The sequence below is a fragment of the Natronocella acetinitrilica genome, from assembly GCF_024170285.1.
Taxonomy (GTDB): Bacteria; Pseudomonadota; Gammaproteobacteria; order Nitrococcales; family Aquisalimonadaceae; genus Natronocella; species Natronocella acetinitrilica.
Map to the genome: position 1 here is coordinate 242,594 of NZ_JALJXV010000008.1, position 20,434 is coordinate 263,027.

At 62.1% G+C, this 20,434-nt stretch carries 24 protein-coding genes and 1 pseudogene; 12 read left to right on the forward strand and 13 right to left on the reverse strand.

Features of this window, described 5'->3' with window-relative positions; genetic code table 11:
- Positions 1–69 precede the first annotated feature (69 nt).
- Entirely contained in the window at positions 70–1,122 is a 1,053-nt protein-coding gene (locus J2T57_RS16790) for a L,D-transpeptidase family protein (protein WP_253481556.1), read from the forward strand.
- Between the two features lie 91 nt (positions 1,123–1,213).
- Here J2T57_RS16790 and J2T57_RS16795 read toward each other — a convergent pair whose 3' ends face one another.
- The 4 genes from J2T57_RS16795 to J2T57_RS16810 all read right to left on the reverse strand — a co-directional run bounded on the left by J2T57_RS16795 (position 1,214) and on the right by J2T57_RS16810 (position 3,301).
- On the reverse strand, positions 1,214–1,507 hold the full coding sequence (locus tag J2T57_RS16795; protein ID WP_253481575.1) for an Lpp/OprI family alanine-zipper lipoprotein: 294 nt from the start codon (positions 1,505–1,507) through the stop codon (positions 1,214–1,216).
- A gap of 195 nt (positions 1,508–1,702) precedes the next feature.
- Positions 1,703–2,266: a L,D-transpeptidase family protein gene (locus J2T57_RS16800; protein WP_253481578.1), complete on the reverse strand. Its 564-nt coding sequence runs from the start codon at positions 2,264–2,266 to the stop codon at positions 1,703–1,705.
- Positions 2,263–2,529, reverse strand: coding sequence for a glutaredoxin family protein (locus J2T57_RS16805; protein WP_253481580.1), 267 nt, complete (start codon positions 2,527–2,529; stop codon positions 2,263–2,265). The genes J2T57_RS16800 and J2T57_RS16805 overlap by 4 nt, the downstream gene beginning before the upstream one ends.
- 601 nt (positions 2,530–3,130) lie before the next feature.
- Positions 3,131–3,301, reverse strand: coding sequence for a hypothetical protein (locus J2T57_RS16810; protein ID WP_253481583.1), 171 nt, complete (start codon positions 3,299–3,301; stop codon positions 3,131–3,133).
- A 131-nt stretch (positions 3,302–3,432) separates the two neighbouring features.
- On the opposite strand from J2T57_RS16810, the pseudogene J2T57_RS16815 reads away from it, so the two are divergent.
- Together J2T57_RS16815 and dusA are read left to right on the forward strand one after the other, a co-directional pair.
- Positions 3,433–3,555: pseudogene (locus J2T57_RS16815) on the forward strand (IS3 family transposase); the annotation flags it as partial.
- 65 nt (positions 3,556–3,620) lie between these two features.
- Entirely contained in the window at positions 3,621–4,619 is a 999-nt protein-coding gene (gene dusA, locus J2T57_RS16820; protein ID WP_366519122.1) for a tRNA dihydrouridine(20/20a) synthase DusA, read from the forward strand.
- A gap of 34 nt (positions 4,620–4,653) precedes the next feature.
- Here dusA and J2T57_RS16825 read toward each other — a convergent pair whose 3' ends face one another.
- A complete protein-coding gene (locus J2T57_RS16825; protein ID WP_253481603.1) occupies positions 4,654–5,472 on the reverse strand; it encodes a TatD family hydrolase in 819 nt (272 codons plus the stop codon).
- 107 nt (positions 5,473–5,579) lie between these two features.
- Between J2T57_RS16825 and J2T57_RS16830 the strand changes: the two genes are divergently transcribed.
- The 3 genes from J2T57_RS16830 to J2T57_RS16840 all read left to right on the forward strand — a co-directional run bounded on the left by J2T57_RS16830 (position 5,580) and on the right by J2T57_RS16840 (position 8,553).
- Positions 5,580–7,157 (forward strand): class I adenylate-forming enzyme family protein, encoded by a 1,578-nt coding sequence (locus J2T57_RS16830; protein WP_253481605.1) that lies wholly within the window; start codon positions 5,580–5,582, stop codon positions 7,155–7,157.
- Positions 7,158–7,171: 14 nt separating this feature from the next.
- Complete coding sequence (gene thiD, locus J2T57_RS16835; protein ID WP_253481624.1) at positions 7,172–7,999, forward strand: bifunctional hydroxymethylpyrimidine kinase/phosphomethylpyrimidine kinase; 828 nt, start codon at positions 7,172–7,174, stop codon at positions 7,997–7,999.
- Between the two features lie 65 nt (positions 8,000–8,064).
- The gene (locus J2T57_RS16840; protein ID WP_253481628.1) at positions 8,065–8,553 is read left to right on the forward strand and encodes an RrF2 family transcriptional regulator; all 489 of its coding nucleotides are present in this window, start codon (positions 8,065–8,067) and stop codon (positions 8,551–8,553) included.
- On the opposite strand, the gene ispG is transcribed toward J2T57_RS16840, so the two are convergent.
- Positions 8,523–9,791 (reverse strand): flavodoxin-dependent (E)-4-hydroxy-3-methylbut-2-enyl-diphosphate synthase, encoded by a 1,269-nt coding sequence (gene ispG / locus J2T57_RS16845; protein ID WP_253481645.1) that lies wholly within the window; start codon positions 9,789–9,791, stop codon positions 8,523–8,525. The genes J2T57_RS16840 and ispG overlap by 31 nt on opposite strands.
- 112 nt (positions 9,792–9,903) lie before the next feature.
- Between ispG and J2T57_RS16850 the strand changes: the two genes are divergently transcribed.
- The 3 genes from J2T57_RS16850 to J2T57_RS16860 are packed head-to-tail and all read left to right on the forward strand — an operon-like array spanning position 9,904 to position 11,830.
- Entirely contained in the window at positions 9,904–10,401 is a 498-nt protein-coding gene (locus J2T57_RS16850) for a tetratricopeptide repeat protein (RefSeq protein WP_253481979.1), read from the forward strand.
- A gap of 41 nt (positions 10,402–10,442) precedes the next feature.
- Positions 10,443–11,291: a nucleoside triphosphate pyrophosphohydrolase gene (gene mazG / locus J2T57_RS16855; RefSeq protein WP_253481648.1), complete on the forward strand. Its 849-nt coding sequence runs from the start codon at positions 10,443–10,445 to the stop codon at positions 11,289–11,291.
- The gene (locus J2T57_RS16860) at positions 11,288–11,830 is read left to right on the forward strand and encodes a hypothetical protein (protein ID WP_253481651.1); all 543 of its coding nucleotides are present in this window, start codon (positions 11,288–11,290) and stop codon (positions 11,828–11,830) included. The genes mazG and J2T57_RS16860 overlap by 4 nt, the downstream gene beginning before the upstream one ends.
- Before the next feature lie 47 nt (positions 11,831–11,877).
- On the opposite strand, the gene J2T57_RS16865 is transcribed toward J2T57_RS16860, so the two are convergent.
- On the reverse strand, positions 11,878–13,101 hold the full coding sequence (locus tag J2T57_RS16865) for a hypothetical protein (RefSeq protein ID WP_253481667.1): 1,224 nt from the start codon (positions 13,099–13,101) through the stop codon (positions 11,878–11,880).
- 155 nt (positions 13,102–13,256) lie between these two features.
- Between J2T57_RS16865 and J2T57_RS16870 the strand changes: the two genes are divergently transcribed.
- Positions 13,257–14,213, forward strand: coding sequence for an alpha/beta fold hydrolase (locus J2T57_RS16870; RefSeq protein WP_253481670.1), 957 nt, complete (start codon positions 13,257–13,259; stop codon positions 14,211–14,213).
- A gap of 2 nt (positions 14,214–14,215) precedes the next feature.
- Here J2T57_RS16870 and J2T57_RS16875 read toward each other — a convergent pair whose 3' ends face one another.
- From J2T57_RS16875 to J2T57_RS16895, 5 genes are all read right to left on the reverse strand, one after another.
- Positions 14,216–14,608 (reverse strand): DUF4878 domain-containing protein, encoded by a 393-nt coding sequence (locus tag J2T57_RS16875; RefSeq protein ID WP_253481673.1) that lies wholly within the window; start codon positions 14,606–14,608, stop codon positions 14,216–14,218.
- Positions 14,609–14,717: 109 nt separating this feature from the next.
- Positions 14,718–15,938, reverse strand: coding sequence for an MFS transporter (locus J2T57_RS16880; protein WP_253481676.1), 1,221 nt, complete (start codon positions 15,936–15,938; stop codon positions 14,718–14,720).
- On the reverse strand, positions 15,935–16,546 hold the full coding sequence (locus J2T57_RS16885; RefSeq protein ID WP_253481679.1) for an acyl carrier protein phosphodiesterase: 612 nt from the start codon (positions 16,544–16,546) through the stop codon (positions 15,935–15,937). The genes J2T57_RS16880 and J2T57_RS16885 overlap by 4 nt, the downstream gene beginning before the upstream one ends.
- A gap of 13 nt (positions 16,547–16,559) precedes the next feature.
- Positions 16,560–16,979, reverse strand: coding sequence for an acyl-CoA thioesterase (locus J2T57_RS16890; protein WP_253481682.1), 420 nt, complete (start codon positions 16,977–16,979; stop codon positions 16,560–16,562).
- 17 nt (positions 16,980–16,996) lie between these two features.
- Complete coding sequence (locus J2T57_RS16895; protein WP_253481701.1) at positions 16,997–18,262, reverse strand: DEAD/DEAH box helicase; 1,266 nt, start codon at positions 18,260–18,262, stop codon at positions 16,997–16,999.
- A 126-nt stretch (positions 18,263–18,388) separates the two neighbouring features.
- Here J2T57_RS16895 and J2T57_RS16900 point away from each other — a divergent pair, with 126 nt between their 5' ends.
- Together J2T57_RS16900 and J2T57_RS16905 are read left to right on the forward strand one after the other, a co-directional pair.
- Complete coding sequence (locus J2T57_RS16900) at positions 18,389–18,949, forward strand: hypoxanthine-guanine phosphoribosyltransferase (RefSeq protein WP_253481705.1); 561 nt, start codon at positions 18,389–18,391, stop codon at positions 18,947–18,949.
- Entirely contained in the window at positions 18,946–19,683 is a 738-nt protein-coding gene (locus J2T57_RS16905; protein ID WP_253481708.1) for an S-methyl-5'-thioinosine phosphorylase, read from the forward strand. Before J2T57_RS16900 ends, J2T57_RS16905 begins: the two co-directional genes overlap by 4 nt.
- A 33-nt stretch (positions 19,684–19,716) precedes the next feature.
- On the opposite strand, the gene J2T57_RS16910 is transcribed toward J2T57_RS16905, so the two are convergent.
- On the reverse strand, positions 19,717–20,400 hold the full coding sequence (locus J2T57_RS16910; RefSeq protein WP_253481711.1) for a CsiV family protein: 684 nt from the start codon (positions 20,398–20,400) through the stop codon (positions 19,717–19,719).
- Between the last annotated feature and the right edge of the window lie 34 nt (positions 20,401–20,434).

A 20,434-nucleotide genomic window follows, 5' to 3' on the forward strand; every position in this document is an offset into this window, starting at 1 on the left:
CTGTCAGCCGATATACTGGGTCGACTCTGGTTCGAGGCGCCTTTGGCGTCATCTGATGCGGGAAATAACATGAAACGCAGACATGCATGCATTTTGCTCGCCGGCACCGTGGCCGCGCCGTCGCTGTTGATCAGCGCGAAAGCGGTTGCTGACGATCAGCTGGAAGGTGCTGATCTTGAAGGTGGAGAAGACGTCGCCGAGGTCGTCATGCGCAACGTTTACCCGCTGCCACCGCGGGATGTAGACGTGATCGGTGAAGTGCAAGTGGTGCGCGCACGCCGGGAAGACACGGTGCTGGACATCGGTCGACGCTACGGAATTGGCTTCGAGGCGATGCGCATGGCCAACCCGGGAATCGATCTCTGGATTCCGGGAGAGGGCACCGAGATCGTTGTGCCCACCCGGTTCATCCTGCCGCCAGTCCCCCGCGAGGGCCTGGTGATCAATCTTCCGGAAATGCGCATGTTCTACTATCCGGCGGCGCGCTCTGGCCAGGCTCGCGTTGTCGAGACCTACGCCATCAGCATCGGGCGGCAGGATTGGGCGACACCGGTGGGGACGACGCGGGTCACCAATCGTATCGAGAACCCGGTCTGGTATCCGCCGGCCTCGGTGCGCGAGCGTGTCCTCAAGGAAGACGGTATCGAGTTGCCGCGTCGGGTCGAACCCGGCCCGGACAACCCGCTGGGTGACTACGCCATCGGCCTCGATATCCCGGGATATTTCATCCACGGCACGAATCGCCCCTATGGCGTCGGCATGCGTGCCAGTGCGGGGTGTATCCGCATGTATCCCGAGGATATCGCCTCGCTGGTGTATCGCCTGCCCGTGGGCACCGCAGTTCGGATCATCAATGAACCCTACAAGGCTGGCTGGATGGCCGGTGATCTATTCGTGCAGGCTTTTCCGGCCCTCGAGGAAGAACGGGCTAAGCGCGAGGCAGAGCGTTACTCCGGAGCCGTGCGGACGGTAGCCCGCGCCCTGGAGAACCGCCCTGGCAGGATCAGCTACGATCGGCTGAAGTCCGTCGTGGAGGGGCCTAACGGCATGCTGGTCCGCATCTCTCGTGATACCGATACTGCTGGTTTGGCGGAGCGGGGGATTGTCGGCTCGCAAACCTGATTGCCATGAGCGGTTCGTAATTTTTCAGTTTTGTGCAGGCATAAAAAAACCCCGCTCAGAAAGCGGGGTTTTTTTTGAGCGCGAATGCGCCTTACTTGGCCATGGAGCGCTCGAACATCCGGTCGATCTTCTCGTCCAGTTCTTCGATGCGCTGCTGGTTGCGGTTGGACTGATACTGGGCAGCGCGAGCAGTGCCGTCAGCATCCAGAGCAAGATCACGCGCTTCGTTGGCAACAGCCAGTGCTTCTTCGGCAGTGGCCTGTGCGTCCTGCACCATCATCATCATTTCGTCTTCTTCGCTGGCGGTGGAGGCGCAGCCGACCACAAAGGCCATGGAGGCACCCAGGGCGGAAACCTTCAGCAGATTTTTAAGATTGTCGGACATTGTGGAAATCTCCTTTCACTGGTGTTGTCGTGCCGAACTCCATGAACGGCAACAGGGCATCATTCTAGGCAGGTTATCGGCGATTTAAAAGCGCTGTGGTGTCGCCACTTTGGAACAATTGCCAGGAACAGATTTTTACAGACGCTAATTCACCAGAATACGGACCAGGGCCTACTCGGAGGAACTGGCGTATCACTATCGAACGATCACGCGTGTTCCAATTCCAACATAGCTGATCAGTTCGTCCATTTCCTCGTCGGTGAGTGCGACGCAGCCCCGCGTCCAGTTTGCGCGGCGGTGTAAATCCACATCGGCCTTGCCGAGTCCGTGAATGCCGATGTTGCCCCCAAGGCTAGTGGTTTGCGGTGGCAGCCGCTGATCCCGGTAGGCTTCTGCCACATCAAGAAACTCGTCCAGGGACATTCGCCCACCGGAGTAGGCACGGCGCGCGTGCTGGAACGTCGGATAGTCGAGGCCCAGGAAGATGTGGAACTGGCTTTCCTTGTTGACCCAGCTGATCCGGAACTCGCCGAGCGGCGTCTTGTTGTCGCCGCGTACGCGATCTTCCGCCGCGCCACCGCGACCAAGGGCGACATGTTCAAAGCTGCGGACGCGTTCTTCGCCACGATACAGTTCCAGCATCTGCCGCTGGGTATCGATCAGTACCCAGTGACTGTCGTGCTCGGCATGGACTGTGGGGGCGAACAGGGCAAGTAGCAGTGCTGCAATGACAATGCCAAGGAGATTGATCCGTTTCATTTTTCGTTTTCCATCGGGTAGTCGGTTCGAGTCAGGCGGGCCACATCGGCGTGATCGAAGGGCCAGCAGAGTTCGTCCATGCCGCCAACACGCTTCAGCACGGGTATTCGCGTGCCGTAACGTTGGAGCAACGCCTCATCATGCACAATGTCCACTTCCTGCACCGTGACGTATTCCGCTTTAACGGTCTCGCTCACGATGCGCGCCGCGTCTTCGCAGAGGTGGCATCCATCGGTGCCATATAACAGCAATTGCAGACTCATGCGTCTCCCGCGGACTGGTGTTTCGGCGCCTGTAGGGCGGTATACTGCTCCGCCGTTGGACGTGGCCCTGGCTGGCAACAGCTATGATTCGGCATTTCTATCATCCTTTCAAGCGATTAGCCAGTTTTTCTCATGTTGGATAGACGATTTTCCGTAGCCCCGATGGTGGAATGTACTGAGAGAAAATAAAAGACGGTCTCGAACATGTGGTTATGTTTTAAATATATGATTTAGTGAGAAAAAATATAGAAAAGTATATAAGTCCGAAGAGGCAGTCAGAATCCGTTGATATTGAAGAAAATATTTCATGTCTATCGGAACGGGTTGGACAGAATAATAATAAAAGCCCATCAAATCATAAACTTATGATAGGTGCGTTCAATTTTCTGGTGGTGGAGAAGGTTGGGTGGTTTCGTTACGGTTGAGCCTGCGGTTGCGGAACCAGGTGTCCCCAAAAGTCACAGATGTCCCTTGGGGACCTGCCCCAGGAAGCGTAGGCATCGACCCATCGGGTCCAGGCAAGCGTCCTCGTTCCATGCTGACGTATGGAGTGTAGGAACCTTGAGCCTGCAGTCGCCGGCCCTATTCGGTTTCCATCTCTTTAAGCGCCGTGGGCATCCGTCTCTTGCTCTACCCATTTCCTCTTGGTGACACGGAAGGTACGGTAGTCCAGTACCACACCGGTACGCTCCTGAACAGTGGTTCGGGCGGGTGGCGCCGCGGACGCAAGCGCGGACCAGTAGGCGAGCCAGAAATCAAAAGGTGTAGTCATTGGTACTCTCCTTAACCCTCTGCCATCAGTAGCAGGGGCTGATGGCTAGGTCGGTTCGCTGAAGTACAGATCCACCGCCTGGTCAATCCGGATGCCTGCAACCAGAAGCAGTTGATAGAGATTACTGTGCCAAGACCCGTGAGCTGGCGCGAGCTGATGTCTTCGACTACATCGAAGTGTTCTACAATCGGCAGCGCCGAAACAGCCATCTCGGTGGCGTCATTCGGGAGGCGTTTGAACAGGCCTCATTTTGAGGCTTGGAGGTGTCCGCCATAACCGGGGCACTCCACTGTCGTAACTGATTGAAGAGTATAGGAAAGTGAGGCCAAGTAACGATCTCAAGAATTTACGGCGTTTCTCGGTAGCCCCGATGATGGACTGCACGGATCGCTTCGCACGCTACCTGCTGCGATTGATCAGTCGCAGGGCCGTGTTGTACACGGAAATGGTGCCCGCAGCGGCGATTGCCCATGGCAAGGCGGCACGTTTTCTGCCCTTCGACAGGGCGGAGCATCCCGTGGCAGTCCAGTTTGGCGGCAGCGATCCCGACGAACTCGCAGCCTGCGCCCGCTGGGCGGAGCGTTATGGCTATGACGAGGTGAACCTGAACGTGGGTTGCCCAAGTGATCGGGTGCAATCCGGCCGCTTCGGTGCATGCCTGATGGCGGAGCCTGCCCATGTGGCCCACTGTGTTGCGGCCATGCGGGAGGCAACCAGCCTGCCGGTTACGGTCAAGACCCGTATCGGAATCGATGACCAGGACACCGACGCCGATCTCACCGCGTTCATCGCCGAGGTTGCCGCCGCTGGCTGCGAGACATTCATCGTTCATGCGCGCAAGGCCTGGTTGCAGGGGTTGAGCCCCAGGGAAAATCGCGAGGTGCCTCCGCTGAACTACCCGCGAGTGCATCGGCTGAAGGGCGAGTTTCCGAGCCTGGAAATCATTATTAACGGCGGTCTGCGGACGCTGGATGAGTCGCTGGAACAACTCCAGCACGTGGATGGCGTGATGCTCGGCCGCGAGGCCTATCACAACCCCTGGGTGCTGGCGGAAGTTGACCAGCGCATCTACGGAGACGCCCCTGGCAGCAGAACCCGCCTGGACGTCCTGGAGGACTATCTGCCCTTTGTCAGCAAGGAGTTATCCCGCGGGACGGCGCTGCCGGCGCTCACCCGCCATCTGCTCGGGCTTTTCCAGGGCGTACCGGGCAGCCGCCGTTTTCGGCGCCACATCAGCGAGAACGCCCACCGGCGCGGCGCAGGAATTGAGGTCATCGAGGATGCAGCGGCTTGCTTGTCCCGTGATCAGGCGGCCTAGGATAGGTTGACCGCTTCAGCGCCTCCCTGGCGTGTCAGCTCTCTTGAACGGTCTGATCGGGTTCGTCCCGCAGGCGGAAAAACCTTCTGGCGTTCTCTGTGGTCGCCGCTCCCAGTGCTTCCGGGTCCTCGCCGCGATGCCGGGCCACGGCACGCAGCACGTGAGGTAGAAATGCTGGCTCGTTGCGTCGATTGGCCGGCGGGTTCGGCAAATCCCGCGGCAGCAGATAAGGCGCATCGGTCTCGATCATCAGCCGATTGCGGGGGATGGCGCCCACCAGTTCCTGCAAGCCCCGCCCACGGCGCTCGTCGCAGATCCAGCCGGTGATCCCGATGTACAGGTCCAGGTCGAGATAATCGTAGAGCGCTTCGCGTTCGTCGGTGAAGCAATGCACCACCGCATCCACCAGATCGTCCCGGTAGTGATGGAGTATGGCGTGGAGCCGGGAATGGGCGTCGCGCTGATGAATGAAAACCGGTTTGCCGATCTCCACGGCCAATTCCAGCTGTCTTTCGAACGCCCGCTCCTGATCCGGCCGTGGTGAAAAGTCGCGATTGAAATCCAGACCCGTCTCTCCGACGGCGACCACGATTGGCTCCTGAAGCAGGCTGCGCAGTTGGCGTACGCCTTGGTCATCCAGCTCTCGCGACAGATGGGGGTGTACGCCTGCCGTGCTGCTCAACATCTCCCTGGCAGTAGCTGCGAGTTGCAGGGCCTGCTCGCTTTCCTCGACACTAGTGCCTGTGATCACCATCCCCGAGACGCCCGCTGCACGCGCGCGCGCGATCACGGCCTCGCGATCCTGATCGAATCGCCGGCTGGTGAGGTTGACTCCGATATCGATCAGCGCCATGGGTTCTCCCGTTCGGATCGCCGGTGGTCGAGGCGATTCGCCTGACCCGCGGGTCGGAATTATGCACGGCGCAGGCGCAGAGGCTCAAACTGCAGGAGGCACGTATCATGACGACCATGCCCAATCCTGATGATCTGCCCATGGACTGGGTTGGCAACTGGATAGGCCCGTGGGCCCGTCGCTACCCCGGTCGGCAGGCGGTATACGATGCGGCGAGTGGGGCCCACCTCAGCTATGCGGAGCTGAATGACAAGGCCAACCGCATGGCGGAATGGCTTACCGACGAACTCGGCATGCAGCCCGGGGAAGTCGTTTGCCTGCTGTGCCGCAATCGCCTGGAAGCGCTTTACCTATACTTGGCCTGTGGGAAGCTCGGTCTGATCATGGCACCCCTGAGTTACCGCCTGCGCCCGCGGGAACTCAATGATCTGTTGAGCAGAATGGCGCCGGCTGCGCTCCTCTACGAGGCTGCATTCGACGATCTTGCCGGCGAGTTGGAGCTCCCTGATTCCCTGCGGCAGCGCTATCGCCTCAGTGAAGAAGGCCAGGAGTTGGCCGGGCGCCTGGCGGCGCAGTCCGGCGGTGAGCAAAACCGATCCCTGCCCATGAGCGCCACCTATCTTTACATCCATACCGGCGGCACCACGGCCACCCCTAAGGTGTGTGTGGTGCCGTATCGGCAGATGATCTGGAACTCGTTCGATCTCATGGTTGCCGGTGGCGGAACCCGGGACGCGCGGGAGTTGATTACGTTTCCGTTTTTTCATATCGGTGGATGGAATTCGCTGACACCAATTCTCCACGGTGGCGGCTATGCCGTGCTCATGCGGCAATTCGACCCCGGGGAGTTGCTGCGCCTGATCGATCAGGAGCGGATACGCCACTTCGGCGGTGTCGAAGCCATGTTTCGCTTTATCCAGCAACACCCCGACTACGAGAAAGCGACGCTGCAAAGCCTGGAGGGCATTACCAGTGCCGGCGCTCCTTGCGCACAGCCGGTAATGGACGCTTTCCTTGATCGGGGCATTGCCGTGACCCAGGCCTACGGGCTCACCGAGGCCGGACCATCCAATTTCATCAACGCGGCCTGGGACGAGGACTTGGAGCAGATGCGTGGGCAGACAGCCAGTATTGGTACGGCCATGCCCCATTGTGACTACCGTCTCGTGGATCAGGAGACCGGAGAGCCTGTTACAGCCGGTGAAACAGGCGTCCTGTGCATGCGCAGCCTGCATCATTTCGGCGGTTATCTGGGTGATACTGCCCGCACGGCCAAGGCCATCGACGATGCAGGTTGGGTCTGGAGCGGTGATCTGGCCGTGGAGGATGAAGACGGTATGATTCGCATCGTCGGCCGGGCCGACAACATGTTCGTCAGCGGTGGAGAAAACGTCTCGCCGGAGGAAATCGAGACCGTTCTCGCCGGCCATGCCAGTGTCACCCAGGCTGGTGTGGTGGCGGTGGCCGACGATCGTTGGGGGCAGGTGGCGGTGGCCGCGGTTGTCGCACCGGATGCGGAGTCGGATGTACTGCTGGATGACCTGCGGCGGCGTTGCAGCCAGGAGCTTGCGGCATTCAAGCGGCCTCGAGAGATCCGCGTCGTGGAAGGCTTGCCGCTGACCGGTGCCGGTAAACTCGATCGCAGTGCCCTGGCTGCCCTGTTCGCCAGTCCGGATTCGCATTGAAAGGAGTGAGCGCCATGCAGGTCAGCGGCCGTGTACTGATTATTGCCGGATCCGATTCCGGGGGTGGTGCCGGCATACAAGCCGACATCAAGGCTGTCTCGGGACTGGGTGGCTACGCCATGACGGCGCTAACCGCGCTCACGGCGCAGAATACCCAGGGTGTTACCGCGATTCATGCCGTACCGGCGGATTTCATCCGTGAGCAGATCCGCGTTGTCGTGGACGACCTGGGCGTCGACGCGATCAAGACAGGCATGCTGCACGACGCGGCGGTCATCGACGCGGTGGTGGATACGCTTGATGCATGCGCCCGCGATGTGCCGTTGGTGGTGGACCCGGTGATGATCGCCCAATCCGGTGCCAATCTGCTGGAACGCAGCGCTATCGTCGCTCTGCGTGAGCGGCTGCTTCCGCGCGCGACCTTGCTGACACCCAACCTGCCCGAGGCCGAAGCTCTGCTTGATCGTACTGTGTCTGGCGCCGCAGCCATGGAGGAGGCTGCGATGGCGCTGAGTGACATGACTGGCGGCTCAATATTGCTGAAGGGTGGGCATCTGCCGGGGGAAGATCTGCTCGACGTGCTCGTTCATGAGGGCATCGCCCATAGTTTCCATCACCAGCGTATCGCCACGCGGCATACCCATGGTACTGGATGCACGCTGGCCTCGGCGATCGCGACCGGCCTGGCCCAGGGGCTCACGCTGGATGCCGCGGTGGCCCGGGGGCGGCGCTACCTGCTGACAGCGATTCGCACTGCTCCGGGTCTCGGTGGCGGGGATGGTCCCGTCAACCACGCCCATACTCTCGCACGGGAGGCGGTAGAGCGGGGCGCGGCGGATTAGCGGCTCTGCGGCAGTGGTATACTGGCTCTGTCACAAAGGCTGTCCCAGCCGTCAAGAGGTCGCCGATGCGAATTTCCACCAAGGCACGCTACGCGGTCAGCGCCATGATCCATCTTGCCATGCACAATGATGCGGGCCCGGTGCCCCAGGCCGAGATTTCGGTGTGTCAGGGGATCTCCATGTCCTATGTGGATCAGATCTTCGCTCGACTGCGTGAACACGGCCTGATACAGGGCACGCCGGGGCCTGGGGGTGGTTATCGACTCGGGCGTGCGCCATCGGAACTGCGGCTGGGTGAGATCTTCGCGGCACTGCAGGAGACCTCACCGGATTCTGGTGACAGCGGAAGTCTCAACAGTCTGATCTGGAATGACCTCGAACAGCGCATCCGCGCCTTCCTCGATGGGATGACCCTTGCGGATCTGGTAGAACGCCCGGAAATTCGCGCCAGCCTGGACCGGCAGTACCGGCGCAGTCCATGGCGCTGTGATGTGTGCGGGGCGTTGTCCTACCGGAGCGGTGGTCAGCCAGGGCGGTCCAGCGCTGATTCCTGAGCGTTGGCGCCGGGGGTCTTGTAGGTGCGCTCCACGTAACGCTCGATGATGTCCTTGAACTCGTCGGCGATGCGCTCACCTTTCAACGTGACCGTCTTCTCGCCATCTTCATATACCGGCGCAACAGGTCGCTCCCCGGTGCCCGGCAGACTGATGCCGATATTGGCATGTTTGCTCTCACCTGGCCCGTTCACCACGCAGCCCATTACCGCGAGGGACATTTCCTCGACCCCCGGATGCTGGCGCCGCCACTCCGGCATGCGGGTTCGCACATAGCTCTGGATGTCGTTGGCCAGTTCCTGGAAGTAGGTGCTGGTGGTGCGGCCACAGCCGGGACAGGCGGCGACCAGCGGGGTGAAGGCCCGCAGGCCCATGGTCTGCAGGAGTTCCTGCGCAACCAGAACCTCGCCGGTGCGCGGGCCGCCGGGCTCAGGCGTGAGGCTGACGCGAATCGTATCGCCGATGCCCTCCTGCAGCAGTACGCCCATGGCCGCCGACGATGCCACGATGCCCTTGGAGCCCATGCCCGCTTCGGTCAGGCCAAGATGCAGCGGATAGTCGCATCGCGAGGCCAGTGACCGGTAAACGGCGATGAGGTCCTGCACGCCGCTCAGCTTGCAGGAAATGATGATGCGATCGTGGGGGAGCCCCAGTTCTTCCGCGCGGCGCGCGCTCTCCAGGGCCGAGACGATGAGCGTTTCCTTCATTACCAGGGTCGCGTCCCGGGGCTCCTTCAGAGCAGCATTCTCGTCCATCATCCGGGCCAGCAGGTCCTGGTCCAGGCTGCCCCAGTTGACCCCGATGCGCACCGGCTTGTCGTAGCGGCAGGCCAGTTCGATCATCTCCGCGAACTGGGTGTCCCGGCGGGCACCCCGGCCGACGTTGCCCGGGTTGATGCGATACTTCGCCAGCGCCTCGGCACAGGCGGGGAAGCGGGACAGCAGCTTGTGCCCATTGAAATGGAAATCACCCACCAGCGGTGCCTTCAGTCCCATGGCGTCGAGTCGTTCGCGGATGGCCGGCACCGCCGCAGCCGCCTCTTCGTTGTTCACCGTGATCCGGACAAGCTCCGACCCCGCTCTGGCCAGATCCGCCACCTGGATGGCGGTGGCGATTTCGTCCGCCGTATCGGTATTGGTCATGGACTGCACTACAATGGGAGCCCCGCCGCCGATGGTGACGCCATCGACATTCACGGGTACCGTCTTTCTGCGTGTTGGAATCGTGTCTTCGATCATGGGGCTTGATTGATCCACTGTCGGAGCAAAAAGGGCTGGCGGTTTGCCGGCTCAATCATACTGGATGCCGGGACGGCTGTCCCGATGACTGGGGAGTAAGGTCTTGGGTTTGATGGGCAACCTGCTCGTGCCACGCCTGCTGCGTGGTGGGGCACTCACGATGGCGGTACTGATTCTGGCAGGTTGTGCCGCTATCGGCGGGCCTGATCGCCTTGAGCCGCTACGCCTTAACCAGGCCGCCATGGATGCCTACCAGGCGGAGAACTGGCCTCTGGCCCTGAATCTGCATCGCGAATTGGCGGCCTCTGGTAGCGCCAGTGCCAGAGGCTGGTATCGCCTGGCTAATCTGGAGGCGCGGGACGGCGATCTCGACGCCGCGCTGTTGGCCTATCGCCGCTCGCTAGAAATCGACCCGGATCTGGCCGAGGCCCGGCACAACCTTGGTATGGTGCATCTGCGCATCGGTGCCGATGCGCTCCGCGAGGCGCGGCCACAGATGCGCCGCCGTGGTGCCGGGGCGGCTTCCGATGGCTACATGGTATGCCTGCTGGCGGAGATCGTTGAGGCTGTGGACCTCAGTGAGGCCTGTGGGCAACTTGCATCGCCCTGAACCGTTCAGACAACCAGTTAAGCAATAAAGCGGAGTGCCGTATGGCCGATCCCGAGTTGACCCACGACCCGATGCAAGACCTCCTGTCCATCATGGCGCGCCTGCGGGATCCGCAATCCGGCTGCCCCTGGGATCTGCAGCAGGATTTCCGCAGCATCGCGCCCTATACCATTGAAGAGGCTTACGAAGTCGCGGATGCCATCGAGCGGGGTAATCTGAACGAACTGCGGGACGAACTTGGCGACCTGCTGTTGCAGGTCGTTTTTCACGCGCGGATGGCGGAAGAGCAGGGCGCCTTTACCTTCAGCGACGTTGCAGCAGCCATCAACGACAAGATGATCCGCCGCCACCCCCATGTGTTCGCCACCGCATCCATGCCGGGAGTGGACGAGCAGACGCGCCATTGGGAGGACATCAAGGCCGAGGAGAGGGCGGCGAAGCGAGCTGATGGCGACGCCACCGCTGCATCCGCCATCGATGATGTCAGTGCTGCACTGCCCGGGTTGCCGCGGACGATCAAGCTGACCCGTCGCGCTGCCCGGGTCGGTTTTGACTGGCCAAGCCCCCATGGCGTGTTCGACAAGATCCGCGAAGAGCTTGCCGAGCTCGAGGAGGCATGGGACCAGGGCGAGGGCGACCAGGCCCGGGTGGAAGCTGAGCTGGGCGACATGCTGTTTGCAACTGCCAACCTGGCCCGTCACCTGCGGATTGATCCGGAGAGCGCATTGCGCGGCACGATCCGTCGCTTCGAGGAGCGGTTCCGGGAGGCGGAGAAGGTTCTCGCCGGACGGGGGCTCACCATGGAGGACGCCAGTTTCGAACAGCGGGAAGCGGCCTGGGAGAGCGCCAAGCGCAAAGAGCGCGCCCGGCAGCAGGAGGCAGATGCATGAATTGGCGAATCCTTGTTGTGCTTGGCGGGCTGCTGTTGTTCGGTATGCCCGCCGTGGGCGCTGAACCGCTACCGCGCCCAGGGTACTTTGTCGGGCTCACCGGCGGCATGATTGCCCCGGAGGGCGGGCGCGAAGGCTACACGCGCGGGCTGCAGCTTGGCTACCGCTCCGGCTATCAGTCCGCCGCCACGCCGCGCACACATGTCTCAGTGGAGTTGGACATCGGTGACACGGTGCGTCGTGTGCGGCCGGATCAGCGTCGAGACGGGCAGGCCCACAAGCTCCTGGTCGGCCTGCACCTTACCGGGAACAACTACTTCACCGACCGTCTTTTCCTGCGAACGCGCATCGGCGGGGTCTACAGTCAGCGCGATCCCGACGATGACAGCCGGGAGCACTGGGGCAGGATCAGTTTTGGTCTCGGCCTTGGCCACGCCCTCGGCAGACGGGCCGAGGCCATTGTCGATACCGGTGTGCAATACGGCTTCGGCACGCAACTCTATTACACGGCGACTGGCGGCATTCGCTTCCACTTCTGATTCCGAGCGTTTAATGCGGTCCCCGCCAGCCGGTCACGCCATATGCCTCAGTCCTCGCAAGCAGGTAGGCCGGCTCGCGGCGGGTTGGTCACGTCGCATCCGACGTCGTCTTGCTCCAGCGCTCCAGGGTCTGTCAGGTCAACACTTTGCGGTCGGTTGCCATCCTCTACCCAGGCGAGCAGCGCATCCAGGGCGGCCCCTGTTTCTGCATCACTGAAGGTACAGTGCCCCACATCTCGAACGAACCAGTTGGCCAGCAGCGCTGATTGACCAGCCGTGTCCACACGCTGTGCATACTGCTGATGCAGGCTTGGGGGCGCGTAAAGATCGCCGAGTGCCGATACCAACAGCAGGGGGGCGCCCAGGGTTCCCTGCAGTTCCGGCAGGGGCCTGATACCGGCGCGCTCCAGTACAGGGTCCGGCGGAACCCGCAGGATTGTTTCGTTCAGCCGCTGCTCGGCCGCGCCGCCGTCAACCTGATAGTGCCGCTCGGCGTTGCTGTAAAGATTGCCGGGAAGCAGGCCTCCGAGAGCACCATCAACTGCGCCCAGTTCGAGCACGCGCAAGCCCCAGGCGTCGAAGGCAGCGTCGAACAACGGGGTGTTGCCGCCGCTCAGGGCACGCAGCGCGGCGCGAAAATCGTCACCGGCTGGATGCAAGGTCGTGGGGAAGCCCGGGCCGAGGCGCTGGACTACCTCGTCCATACCCGCACTCTGCAGGGCCGGCTCGGGAAAACGGGTCTCCGTGTCTGTGAGGGCATGGGCGATGAGGTTGATATCCAGCAGATAATTGAGGTGATCCCTGCCATCCATGGGTGCGCAGAAAGCCAGGCCACCGGAGTAGTCCTCTGGGTACTGCTCCATGCTCGCGATGGTGACCTGGCCGCCCAGGTCATGGCCGATCACCAATGCAGTTTCCGGCGCGCGGATGCGTTGTGAGAACACGTCCAGCAGGGCCCGTGTGTCCTCGACGCCTGCGGTGACGTGGTAACCGTTGGCGTGGAAGCTGCTCGCCGCCCAGGCGATTCCCTGATCCAGCAGGGCTCCGCGCAAGGGCGGATTGATGACCGACAGGTCCGCGCGATCACTGGCCCGCAGTGGTCGGGCGTAGAGGACCAGGGTGCCATTCCAGTCGGGTGGAACCTCGATGCGGTATCCCGCACCTTCATGTTCTCCCCACAGGCGTCGCGTCGAGGGATGCGCCTCATCGGCGTCGAAAGCCAGCTCTTCTGCGTTGACTTGCCAGCCTTGGGCTTCATTGTCTGCCGCCAAACCAGGTATCGCAGAAAGGGCCAGGGCGATGACAGCGATTAGGGTTACGAAACGCCACATGGATTAACTTCTCTCTTGCCTGCGCCACGAACTGCAGCATGATACCCATGCAACCGGGAAGGAACCATCGACGGGTGTCACACTCTGACAGCGCTATGAATGGCACGCTGGGCGAAATGGCCCGACATCTGCACCGCGGTATCGCCCTCAGCAGTCTGTTGGCGGCGAGTCTTGTCGGCTGTACTCAGGCTTCCATGGAAACGATAGATAACGGCATGGCATTGAGTCCCCCCGCGTCGTTCTTCATGGCCGATGACGGCGTCGCACTGCCTGTGAGTGAGTGGGAGCCCGCGGATTCCGAATCCCGCGGCACCGTCATCGCGCTGCACAGTTTTGGCGATTTCAGGCTTGCCTTCGAGGAAGTCGGGCCTGAGCTGGCACGGGCCGGCTATCGCGTGGTGGCTTTCGATCAACGCGGCTTCGGCACTACCCCTGAGCAAGGACGATGGGCTGGCGAGGAGCGTATGATTCGCGATGCTCTGGAAGTCTACAATGCTGTGCGGGCGCAGACCGACGCTCCGGTCTATCTGCTTGGCGAGAGCATGGGTGGCTCGGTCGCCCTGTTGCTCGCGGCAGAGGCCGAGATACCGCCGGACGGTCTGGTTCTTGCGGCGCCCGGTGTTCGGGAAGGCATCCCATTCCGGCGGGGTTGGGATGTTCTGCTGTGGCTGGGAGAGCGCATCCTGCCCGGCGCTGGCGTGCGATTGTCGCGGAACTATGAAGGCACCCTGGTTGACAGTGCCGTCGAGCGCTTCGGGGAGGATCCACGCATCGTCCGCCGCGTGCGGCTGGACACCTACGCGGGATTGGTGCGCCTTGCTGACGACGCCACCGAGATCGCCGGGCAGGTGGCTGTGCCGACGCTGATATTCTACGGCGGAGAAGACGGCATGGTCAGACCGGAAGCGATCCGTGGATTGCAGAGAAGCCTGGCCGGGCCGGTGGAATTGATCATTGAGGAGCAGGCTCCGCACCTTATATTGCAAGCCCCGGATCAGCGTGCTCGCATGGACGTGTTGATCGATTGGCTGGAGGGGCAAAAAAGACTCTGATATCAGAGGCGCCCCACCCAGCGTTCACCTTCCTTCACGAAGATGATGCGACGCGGTTCTTCCATGCCGTCGCCATATCGGACACGCCCTTCCACGTGGACTTCTTCGCTGGAGATCTCCCGTTCCTCGTCGATCAGTACAGCATCCAGTCCACCATGTCGTTCGTACTGCTGCTCCATGACCTCGGCCATCATGTAGTAACTGCCGCCCCGAAAGGTATCGCCCAGTGCACCATCCGGCGCCAGCGACTCCAGCGCCTGCTGCCGGTCGCCGTTATCGAGGCGTTCGAAAAAGGCCGTGTAGGCGTCTGCTGGAGAACTGCTTTCCGGAGCCGAGCCGCCGCAGGCACCCAGCAACAGAGCAGCGAAAACCAGAAACAACCATGAGATCCGCATTGCAACCTCCGGACTGATTACACCAACTGCGTCGGCGCGATTGTAGACGCGTTTCAGAGTGTGCTGTGCGACCTGGCACAAGGCACGCCGCAGCGCAGCATCGCACGAATCAACTGGCACCCCTGGTGGCATCGGTTCGTGGGTCGTGGGGTCGGCCACGCCGAGCCAGCACTGTGACAAGCACCGCGACCACCAATGCCAGAGCCGAGAATGCTAGAAACGCGCCTGCCAGCCCGGTGAGCCCCACCAGTGGCTGACTGAGAAACGGGGACAGGAACTGCCCCAGGAACAAACCCGCCGTGCTGCCGCTGATGATGCGACCCCGCATGGACAGGGGGGCGATTCGTAACAGCCACTGATTCACGGTTGGAATCAGCAATCCGAGTGCAGCACCGACAAAGGACAGTCCGGTCAGGATCAGCGGCAGGCCCTCGGCTGCGCCGATCAGGCCCAGGCCACCGGCTATGGCGAAAAACGAGGCTGCCAGCAGTTGCCATTCCGGAAAGCGCAAATAGAGCTGCCGGTAGCTGAAGCTAAGGATTGCGGCGCACACCGTATTCACTGACAACGCGGCTCCGGCAAGTGCACCGCTCATGTAGCCGAGTTCATGCAAGCGGTAGGGGAGTTGCAGGGGGACCACGTAGAACAGACCCATGCCGAGCAGCATGCAGGCATAAAGCCCGATTAGCGATGCCATTGCCGGGCGCTGTTGGTCGCCCCTGGCAGCAGCCTCGGCGCGTTGCGCCGGCGTATAGACCGGAGCCTGGCGCAAGGCGATGAGGGTAATTGGAAGTAACACGAACGCCGCCAGGTACAGCGTGAATGGTCCTCGCCAGCTCAATTCTGTGAGGAGACCGCCGCCGAGCAGGAACACGACGCCGCCTATGGCGGCCGAACTTGCCTGCAGGCCCAGTACCTGGCTTCGGCGCACCCCCTGGTAGCAATCGCCGATCAGCGTGGTGCAGGCAGTCATCAAGCCACCCACGGCAACGCCGAGGAGGGCGCGGCTGGCCAGCAGGACTGTCAGAGAGTCCGTGTACAGGCCGACAGTCCCGCTTAGCCCGTACAGCGTCAGTGCGACAACAATGACGGGTTTGCGCCCCACCCGGTCGACCAGTAGCCCACCCAGCGGCGCGCACAAGGCAATGAACAGCGCCGGCATGGTGAGCACCAGGCGGGTCAGGAAATCCGCCATGGGCTCATCGGCGAAGGCCGCGGTGATGGCGGGCATCGCGGGGGACACTGCGGCCCCGGACATGACTGTCAGGCTGCTACCCGCCAGCAGGGCAAACAGCAGCAGGGGCGACTCCGGGTTGATACGCTGGTTCACGCCGGTAGACTGCCATCTGTGCCGGTCAGTGCGGGAATCGCCTGATCCCGCCCGGGCAACAGGGGGAATTCGAGAAAGTCCTGCTCCAGCGCCGGATAGAGCTGCTCCAGCTGGCTACCGATGTCATGCAGGCCAGGATCACGGGAGAGACGCAAGCCGATGCGGGAAATCGCTTGAATGACATTGGATAGCTCGGCATAGCGTCTGATCCAGTCCTCCTGGATGATGCGCTCGATCCGGTGTCGGGTGTGGTGGTCGGGGCAGGCGGGGAGGGCGTTCAGCACATCCCGGTAGCAGCCGGCGAGGAAGGCGTCGAGGGAGCCCTCCGAGCGCACCGGCCAATGCCGCAGCAGGAAGTGATCCCAGAGGACATCCAGGGCAATGCCGGCGACGCGGCGGTGACGTCCGCTGAAGCGGGCCCTGGCGCGGCGCATGATCGGATGCTGGTCGCTGTTGCTGTCCACCTGCCGGTGGCGCCTGACGCCCGCCATGATGCGCGGTGGCAGTGCATGCCGGTCCAGGGGCCCCTTGACCCAGTCGCCCATGAGGTTGCCCAGTCGATGCTCGGCATCCATGTCGGCGAGATACAGGTGGCCGAGGTAGTTCATCGCCGCGGCGCGGTCAGTCGGGGTCAGGCAGCAGGGCCCGCAAGGATTCCGGCAAAGGGCGGGAGCGGCTCTCGGCAAAATCCACCCACACGACTTTGGCCGACCCGGTGGCGTAGAGAATGTCGGTATCCCGGGCATCCCGGATTTCGTACTCGGTCATCACACTGCTTCGACCGGGTGCCAGACCATACATGCTGATCTGGAGCCGCGCAGGATGGACGATGGAGCGAAGAAAATCGCAGTTGGCGTTGATCAGCACGGGGCCCTCACCCTGGGCGCCGGCAATGCGCCCCGAAACCCCCTCAAGCCATTCCACGCGGATGCTTTCACAATAGGTGAAGTAGGTGGCGTTGTTGATGTGGCCAAGCGCATCCATGTCACCCCAGCGCGTGTCCAGCGTGGTCTCGTGCAGCAGGGTGCGTGGCTTGCTCATGGTGGCGGGCACAATGCTCAGTTCGGCGATGCAGATGGTCGGCGGGGACGACGGCCACCACCACCATTGCGTTTCGGGCCCGTGCTTGAGCGGCGCATGCGCACCGGTGGCTTGGGCTCGATCAGCAGTTCCGGCGCAACCACTTCGGCGGGGATTCGCTGCTCGATGTAGGCCTCGATATCGGGCAGTGAATAGACGTATTCGTCGCAGGCCAGGCTCAGCGCATCACCGGATTCGCCGGCTCGCGCCGTCCGTCCGATACGGTGCACGTAGTCTTCGGCATCCTGCGGCAGATCGAAATTGATCACGTGGCTGACGCCGGGAATGTGCAGCCCCCGCGCCGCCACGTCGGTGGCCACGAGTATCGGGAGATCCCCGTCCTGGAAGCGCTTGAGCAGGGATTCGCGCTTCTTCTGCGGAATATCCCCAGAGATCACCTCGGCATCGAAGTCGTTGCCCTTCAGATAGCCCGTGACCTGATCGGCGGCGCGCTTGGTGTTGACGAAGACGATGGTGCGACTTGGCGTGTGCTTGCTGAACAGGCCGAGCAGCAGTCGGATCTTGTCGTCCTTGGCAACGTGATAGAGCTTCTGGGTGACGTTCTGCGCGGTGATCTGTTCTGGCTCGATGCGCACCACTTCCGGGTCGTTCATGTGCTCATAGGCCAGCTCCAGCACGCGCTGCGACAGCGTGGCCGAGAACAGGTAGTTGATGCGCTTGTCCGGCGGCGGCATGCGCCGGAAGAGGTAGCGGATGTCACCGATGAAACCGAGATCGAACATCCGGTCGGCCTCATCCAGCACCACGACCTCGATGTTGTCGAGCTTGAAAACGCCCTGCTTGTAGAAGTCGATAATCCGGCCCGGCGTACCAATGATGATGTCCACGCCGTCCTCGAGCATTTTGCGCTGCTGCTCGTAACCGGTGCCGCCATAGATGGCAGCGAACTTCATGCCGGTGAACTGGCCCAGGCTCTCTGCGTCCTTGTGGATCTGCAGGGCGAGCTCCCGGGTCGGTGCCAGCATGATGCTCCAGGGGCCGCGCTTGTCATCTGCCACCGGCGTTTCCATGAGGTAGTGCATGGTCGCAAGCAGGAAGGCGGCAGACTTGCCCGTGCCCGTCTGGGCCTGACCGGCCAGATCCCGCCCTTGCAGCGCCATGGGCAGGGTCGCTTCCTGGATGGGGGTGCAGTGACTGAAGCCGACCTCGTTCAACGCATCGAGCAGGCATTGCGTGATACCGAGGGATTTGAAGGTAGTAACTGAAAGATGGTCGTTTTTCATGGCCGGAGAGGCTACAGGATTTCGTGCTGATTGTCGCCTGTCGGTAGCCCTGCTGCCTTTGCCACCGGAACGTGTTTGTGGTTCCATCCCGTGTTCGACAGCCCGGCATTGGATGGATCAACCCCCATGAATCGAGACGAGACGGTAGCTGCCCTGCAAGCGGCGGAGCGGCTGCATGATGATCATGCAGTCGAACAAGCTTTGGAGGAGATGGCCGTCGCCATCACCCGGGACCTTTCCGAGGCCGTCCCCGTGGTGTTGTGCGTCCTGATCGGCGGGCTGATTCCTACCGGTCGGCTGCTGCCCAAGCTCGATTTCCCGCTGGAAGTGGATTACGTACACGCGACGCGCTATCGCGGTGCGACCCGGGGCGGAGAGCTGGTCTGGATCGCCCGGCCGCGGTCTGATCTGCGGGGGCGCGAAGTATTGATCGTTGATGACATTCTCGACGAAGGTCACACCCTGCGAGGCATTATCGAGGACTGCCTCGAAAGGGGCGCTGCTCGGGTGCGCGTCGCAGCACTGGTGGAGAAGCGCCACGACCGCCGTCATCCGGAGGTCGTCGCTGATTATGTCGGTCTGGTGGTGGATGACCGCTACGTGTTCGGGGCGGGCATGGACTATCACGACATGCTGCGTAATGCGCCCGGCATCTACGCGGTGGTGGAGCAGGAGGCGGGCCAATGACTGTCGCAATTATCGGGGGTACCGGCCTGACACGCCTCAAGGGCCTGGAAATTACCCACCGGGAAGTGGTCCATACGCCCTATGGCGAGCCATCGGGGCCGATCACCCATGGGGTTCTGCACGGACGGGAAGTGCTGTTTCTGGCGCGGCACGGTTATGGGCACACCATTCCTCCTCACAAGGTGAATTACCGGGCCAACCTCTGGGCATTACGGCATCTCGAAGTCACCCGGGTGATTGCCGTGGCGGCGGTGGGTGGCATCAGCGACGCCATGGCCCCGGGACGGATTGCGTTTCCTGATCAGATCATCGACTACACCTGGTCCCGGCACCACACGTTCTTCGAACATGATCTGACCCATGTCACTCACATTGATTTCACCCATCCCTATGACCCGACCCTGCGTGAAGTCATGATTCAGGCAGCGCGTGTCGCCGGCCTCGATGCAGTTGAGCAGGGAACATACGCGGCCACCCAGGGCCCCAGGCTTGAGACCGCTGCGGAGATTCGCAAGCTGCTTCGGGACGGCTGCGACATGGTGGGCATGACCGGCATGCCGGAGGCAGCGCTCGCCCGGGAGCTGGAGCTTGCCTACGCCACCTGCGCGGTAGTGGCCAACTGGGGTGCGGGGTTGCGCTCCGAGGAGATCACCATGGCCGACATCGAAAAGAACCTCGACGAGGGCATGGAACGTGTCCGCACGCTACTGGGGGCGTTCATTCCCAGTCTGTAGCCGCTGCCTGCATGGCAGGGCAGTGGTGTCTTGCTAGTCGGCGCGTTCGATGCGCACGATCACCCCAAGTACAGGGTGATCCAGATAGTGTGTCTCTCCGCTGCGCATGCGCCGACGTTCCTGCATCACGACCACTGGCGATTGCACGCTGTCGAAGAGCGGCAGATGATCCACGCGCCCTGCCAGTCGCAGGCTCGGATCCACCAGGCGCAGATTGCTCTCGATATGGAGAAATCGCTCCACGTATACCCGCAGATAACCCGACAGCCCCGGCAGCGGCCTGGCTGCAGCGAGGCCATTGTCTTCGTCGTCGGTTCCGCCGAGGGCTGGTGTGGGCGATGATGGTGCCCCGCCAAGTGGAATATTCACAGCAGGCGCTGTGGTCTGGCTCAAGCCCGGTTGCCTCCAGCCGGCGTGGAGCAGCACGCGATAGCGATCCTGGTTGTCCAGACGGCGCGCAGTCTGGCCTAGACGCAACTGATCCGCTGACAGCTGGGTGAAGCGCGCGTTGTCCGGGTTGCCGCTATTGGCGAGCTCTGCGTAGCGAGGGAAGCTCGCCGGCTGCCAGGTCATCGGCCAGCGTTCTTCCGCCAGATCTGCATGGGTCTGCTGGAAGATGATGACTTCGACATCAAACAGCCGGGAATCTGCAGAGGCCACATTGGCGCCGATCAGCAGGCAGACAAAGACCAGCCATTGTTGATAGAACCGACGCATCCCCAGTCTCCATTCGTTGCCCCGCTCGCATGGT

Coding starts and splice junctions, on each gene's coding strand:
- J2T57_RS16860 (WP_253481651.1), top strand. CDS start 11,288: ATGAATTGGCGAATCCTTGTTGTGCTTGGCGGGCTGCTGTTGTTCGGT.
- J2T57_RS16790 (WP_253481556.1), top strand. CDS start 70: ATGAAACGCAGACATGCATGCATTTTGCTCGCCGGCACCGTGGCCGCG.
- J2T57_RS16910 (WP_253481711.1), bottom strand. CDS start 20,400: ATGCGTCGGTTCTATCAACAATGGCTGGTCTTTGTCTGCCTGCTGATC.
- J2T57_RS16850 (WP_253481979.1), top strand. CDS start 9,904: ATGGGCAACCTGCTCGTGCCACGCCTGCTGCGTGGTGGGGCACTCACG.
- J2T57_RS16825 (WP_253481603.1), bottom strand. CDS start 5,472: ATGGCGCTGATCGATATCGGAGTCAACCTCACCAGCCGGCGATTCGAT.
- ispG (WP_253481645.1), bottom strand. CDS start 9,791: ATGATCGAAGACACGATTCCAACACGCAGAAAGACGGTACCCGTGAAT.
- J2T57_RS16905 (WP_253481708.1), top strand. CDS start 18,946: ATGACTGTCGCAATTATCGGGGGTACCGGCCTGACACGCCTCAAGGGC.
- thiD (WP_253481624.1), top strand. CDS start 7,172: ATGCAGGTCAGCGGCCGTGTACTGATTATTGCCGGATCCGATTCCGGG.
- J2T57_RS16840 (WP_253481628.1), top strand. CDS start 8,065: ATGCGAATTTCCACCAAGGCACGCTACGCGGTCAGCGCCATGATCCAT.
- J2T57_RS16800 (WP_253481578.1), bottom strand. CDS start 2,266: ATGAAACGGATCAATCTCCTTGGCATTGTCATTGCAGCACTGCTACTT.
- J2T57_RS16805 (WP_253481580.1), bottom strand. CDS start 2,529: ATGAGTCTGCAATTGCTGTTATATGGCACCGATGGATGCCACCTCTGC.
- J2T57_RS16900 (WP_253481705.1), top strand. CDS start 18,389: ATGAATCGAGACGAGACGGTAGCTGCCCTGCAAGCGGCGGAGCGGCTG.
- J2T57_RS16895 (WP_253481701.1), bottom strand. CDS start 18,262: ATGAAAAACGACCATCTTTCAGTTACTACCTTCAAATCCCTCGGTATC.
- J2T57_RS16810 (WP_253481583.1), bottom strand. CDS start 3,301: ATGACTACACCTTTTGATTTCTGGCTCGCCTACTGGTCCGCGCTTGCG.
- J2T57_RS16870 (WP_253481670.1), top strand. CDS start 13,257: ATGAATGGCACGCTGGGCGAAATGGCCCGACATCTGCACCGCGGTATC.
- J2T57_RS16875 (WP_253481673.1), bottom strand. CDS start 14,608: ATGCGGATCTCATGGTTGTTTCTGGTTTTCGCTGCTCTGTTGCTGGGT.
- J2T57_RS16885 (WP_253481679.1), bottom strand. CDS start 16,546: ATGAACTACCTCGGCCACCTGTATCTCGCCGACATGGATGCCGAGCAT.
- J2T57_RS16890 (WP_253481682.1), bottom strand. CDS start 16,979: ATGAGCAAGCCACGCACCCTGCTGCACGAGACCACGCTGGACACGCGC.
- J2T57_RS16830 (WP_253481605.1), top strand. CDS start 5,580: ATGACGACCATGCCCAATCCTGATGATCTGCCCATGGACTGGGTTGGC.
- mazG (WP_253481648.1), top strand. CDS start 10,443: ATGGCCGATCCCGAGTTGACCCACGACCCGATGCAAGACCTCCTGTCC.
- J2T57_RS16795 (WP_253481575.1), bottom strand. CDS start 1,507: ATGTCCGACAATCTTAAAAATCTGCTGAAGGTTTCCGCCCTGGGTGCC.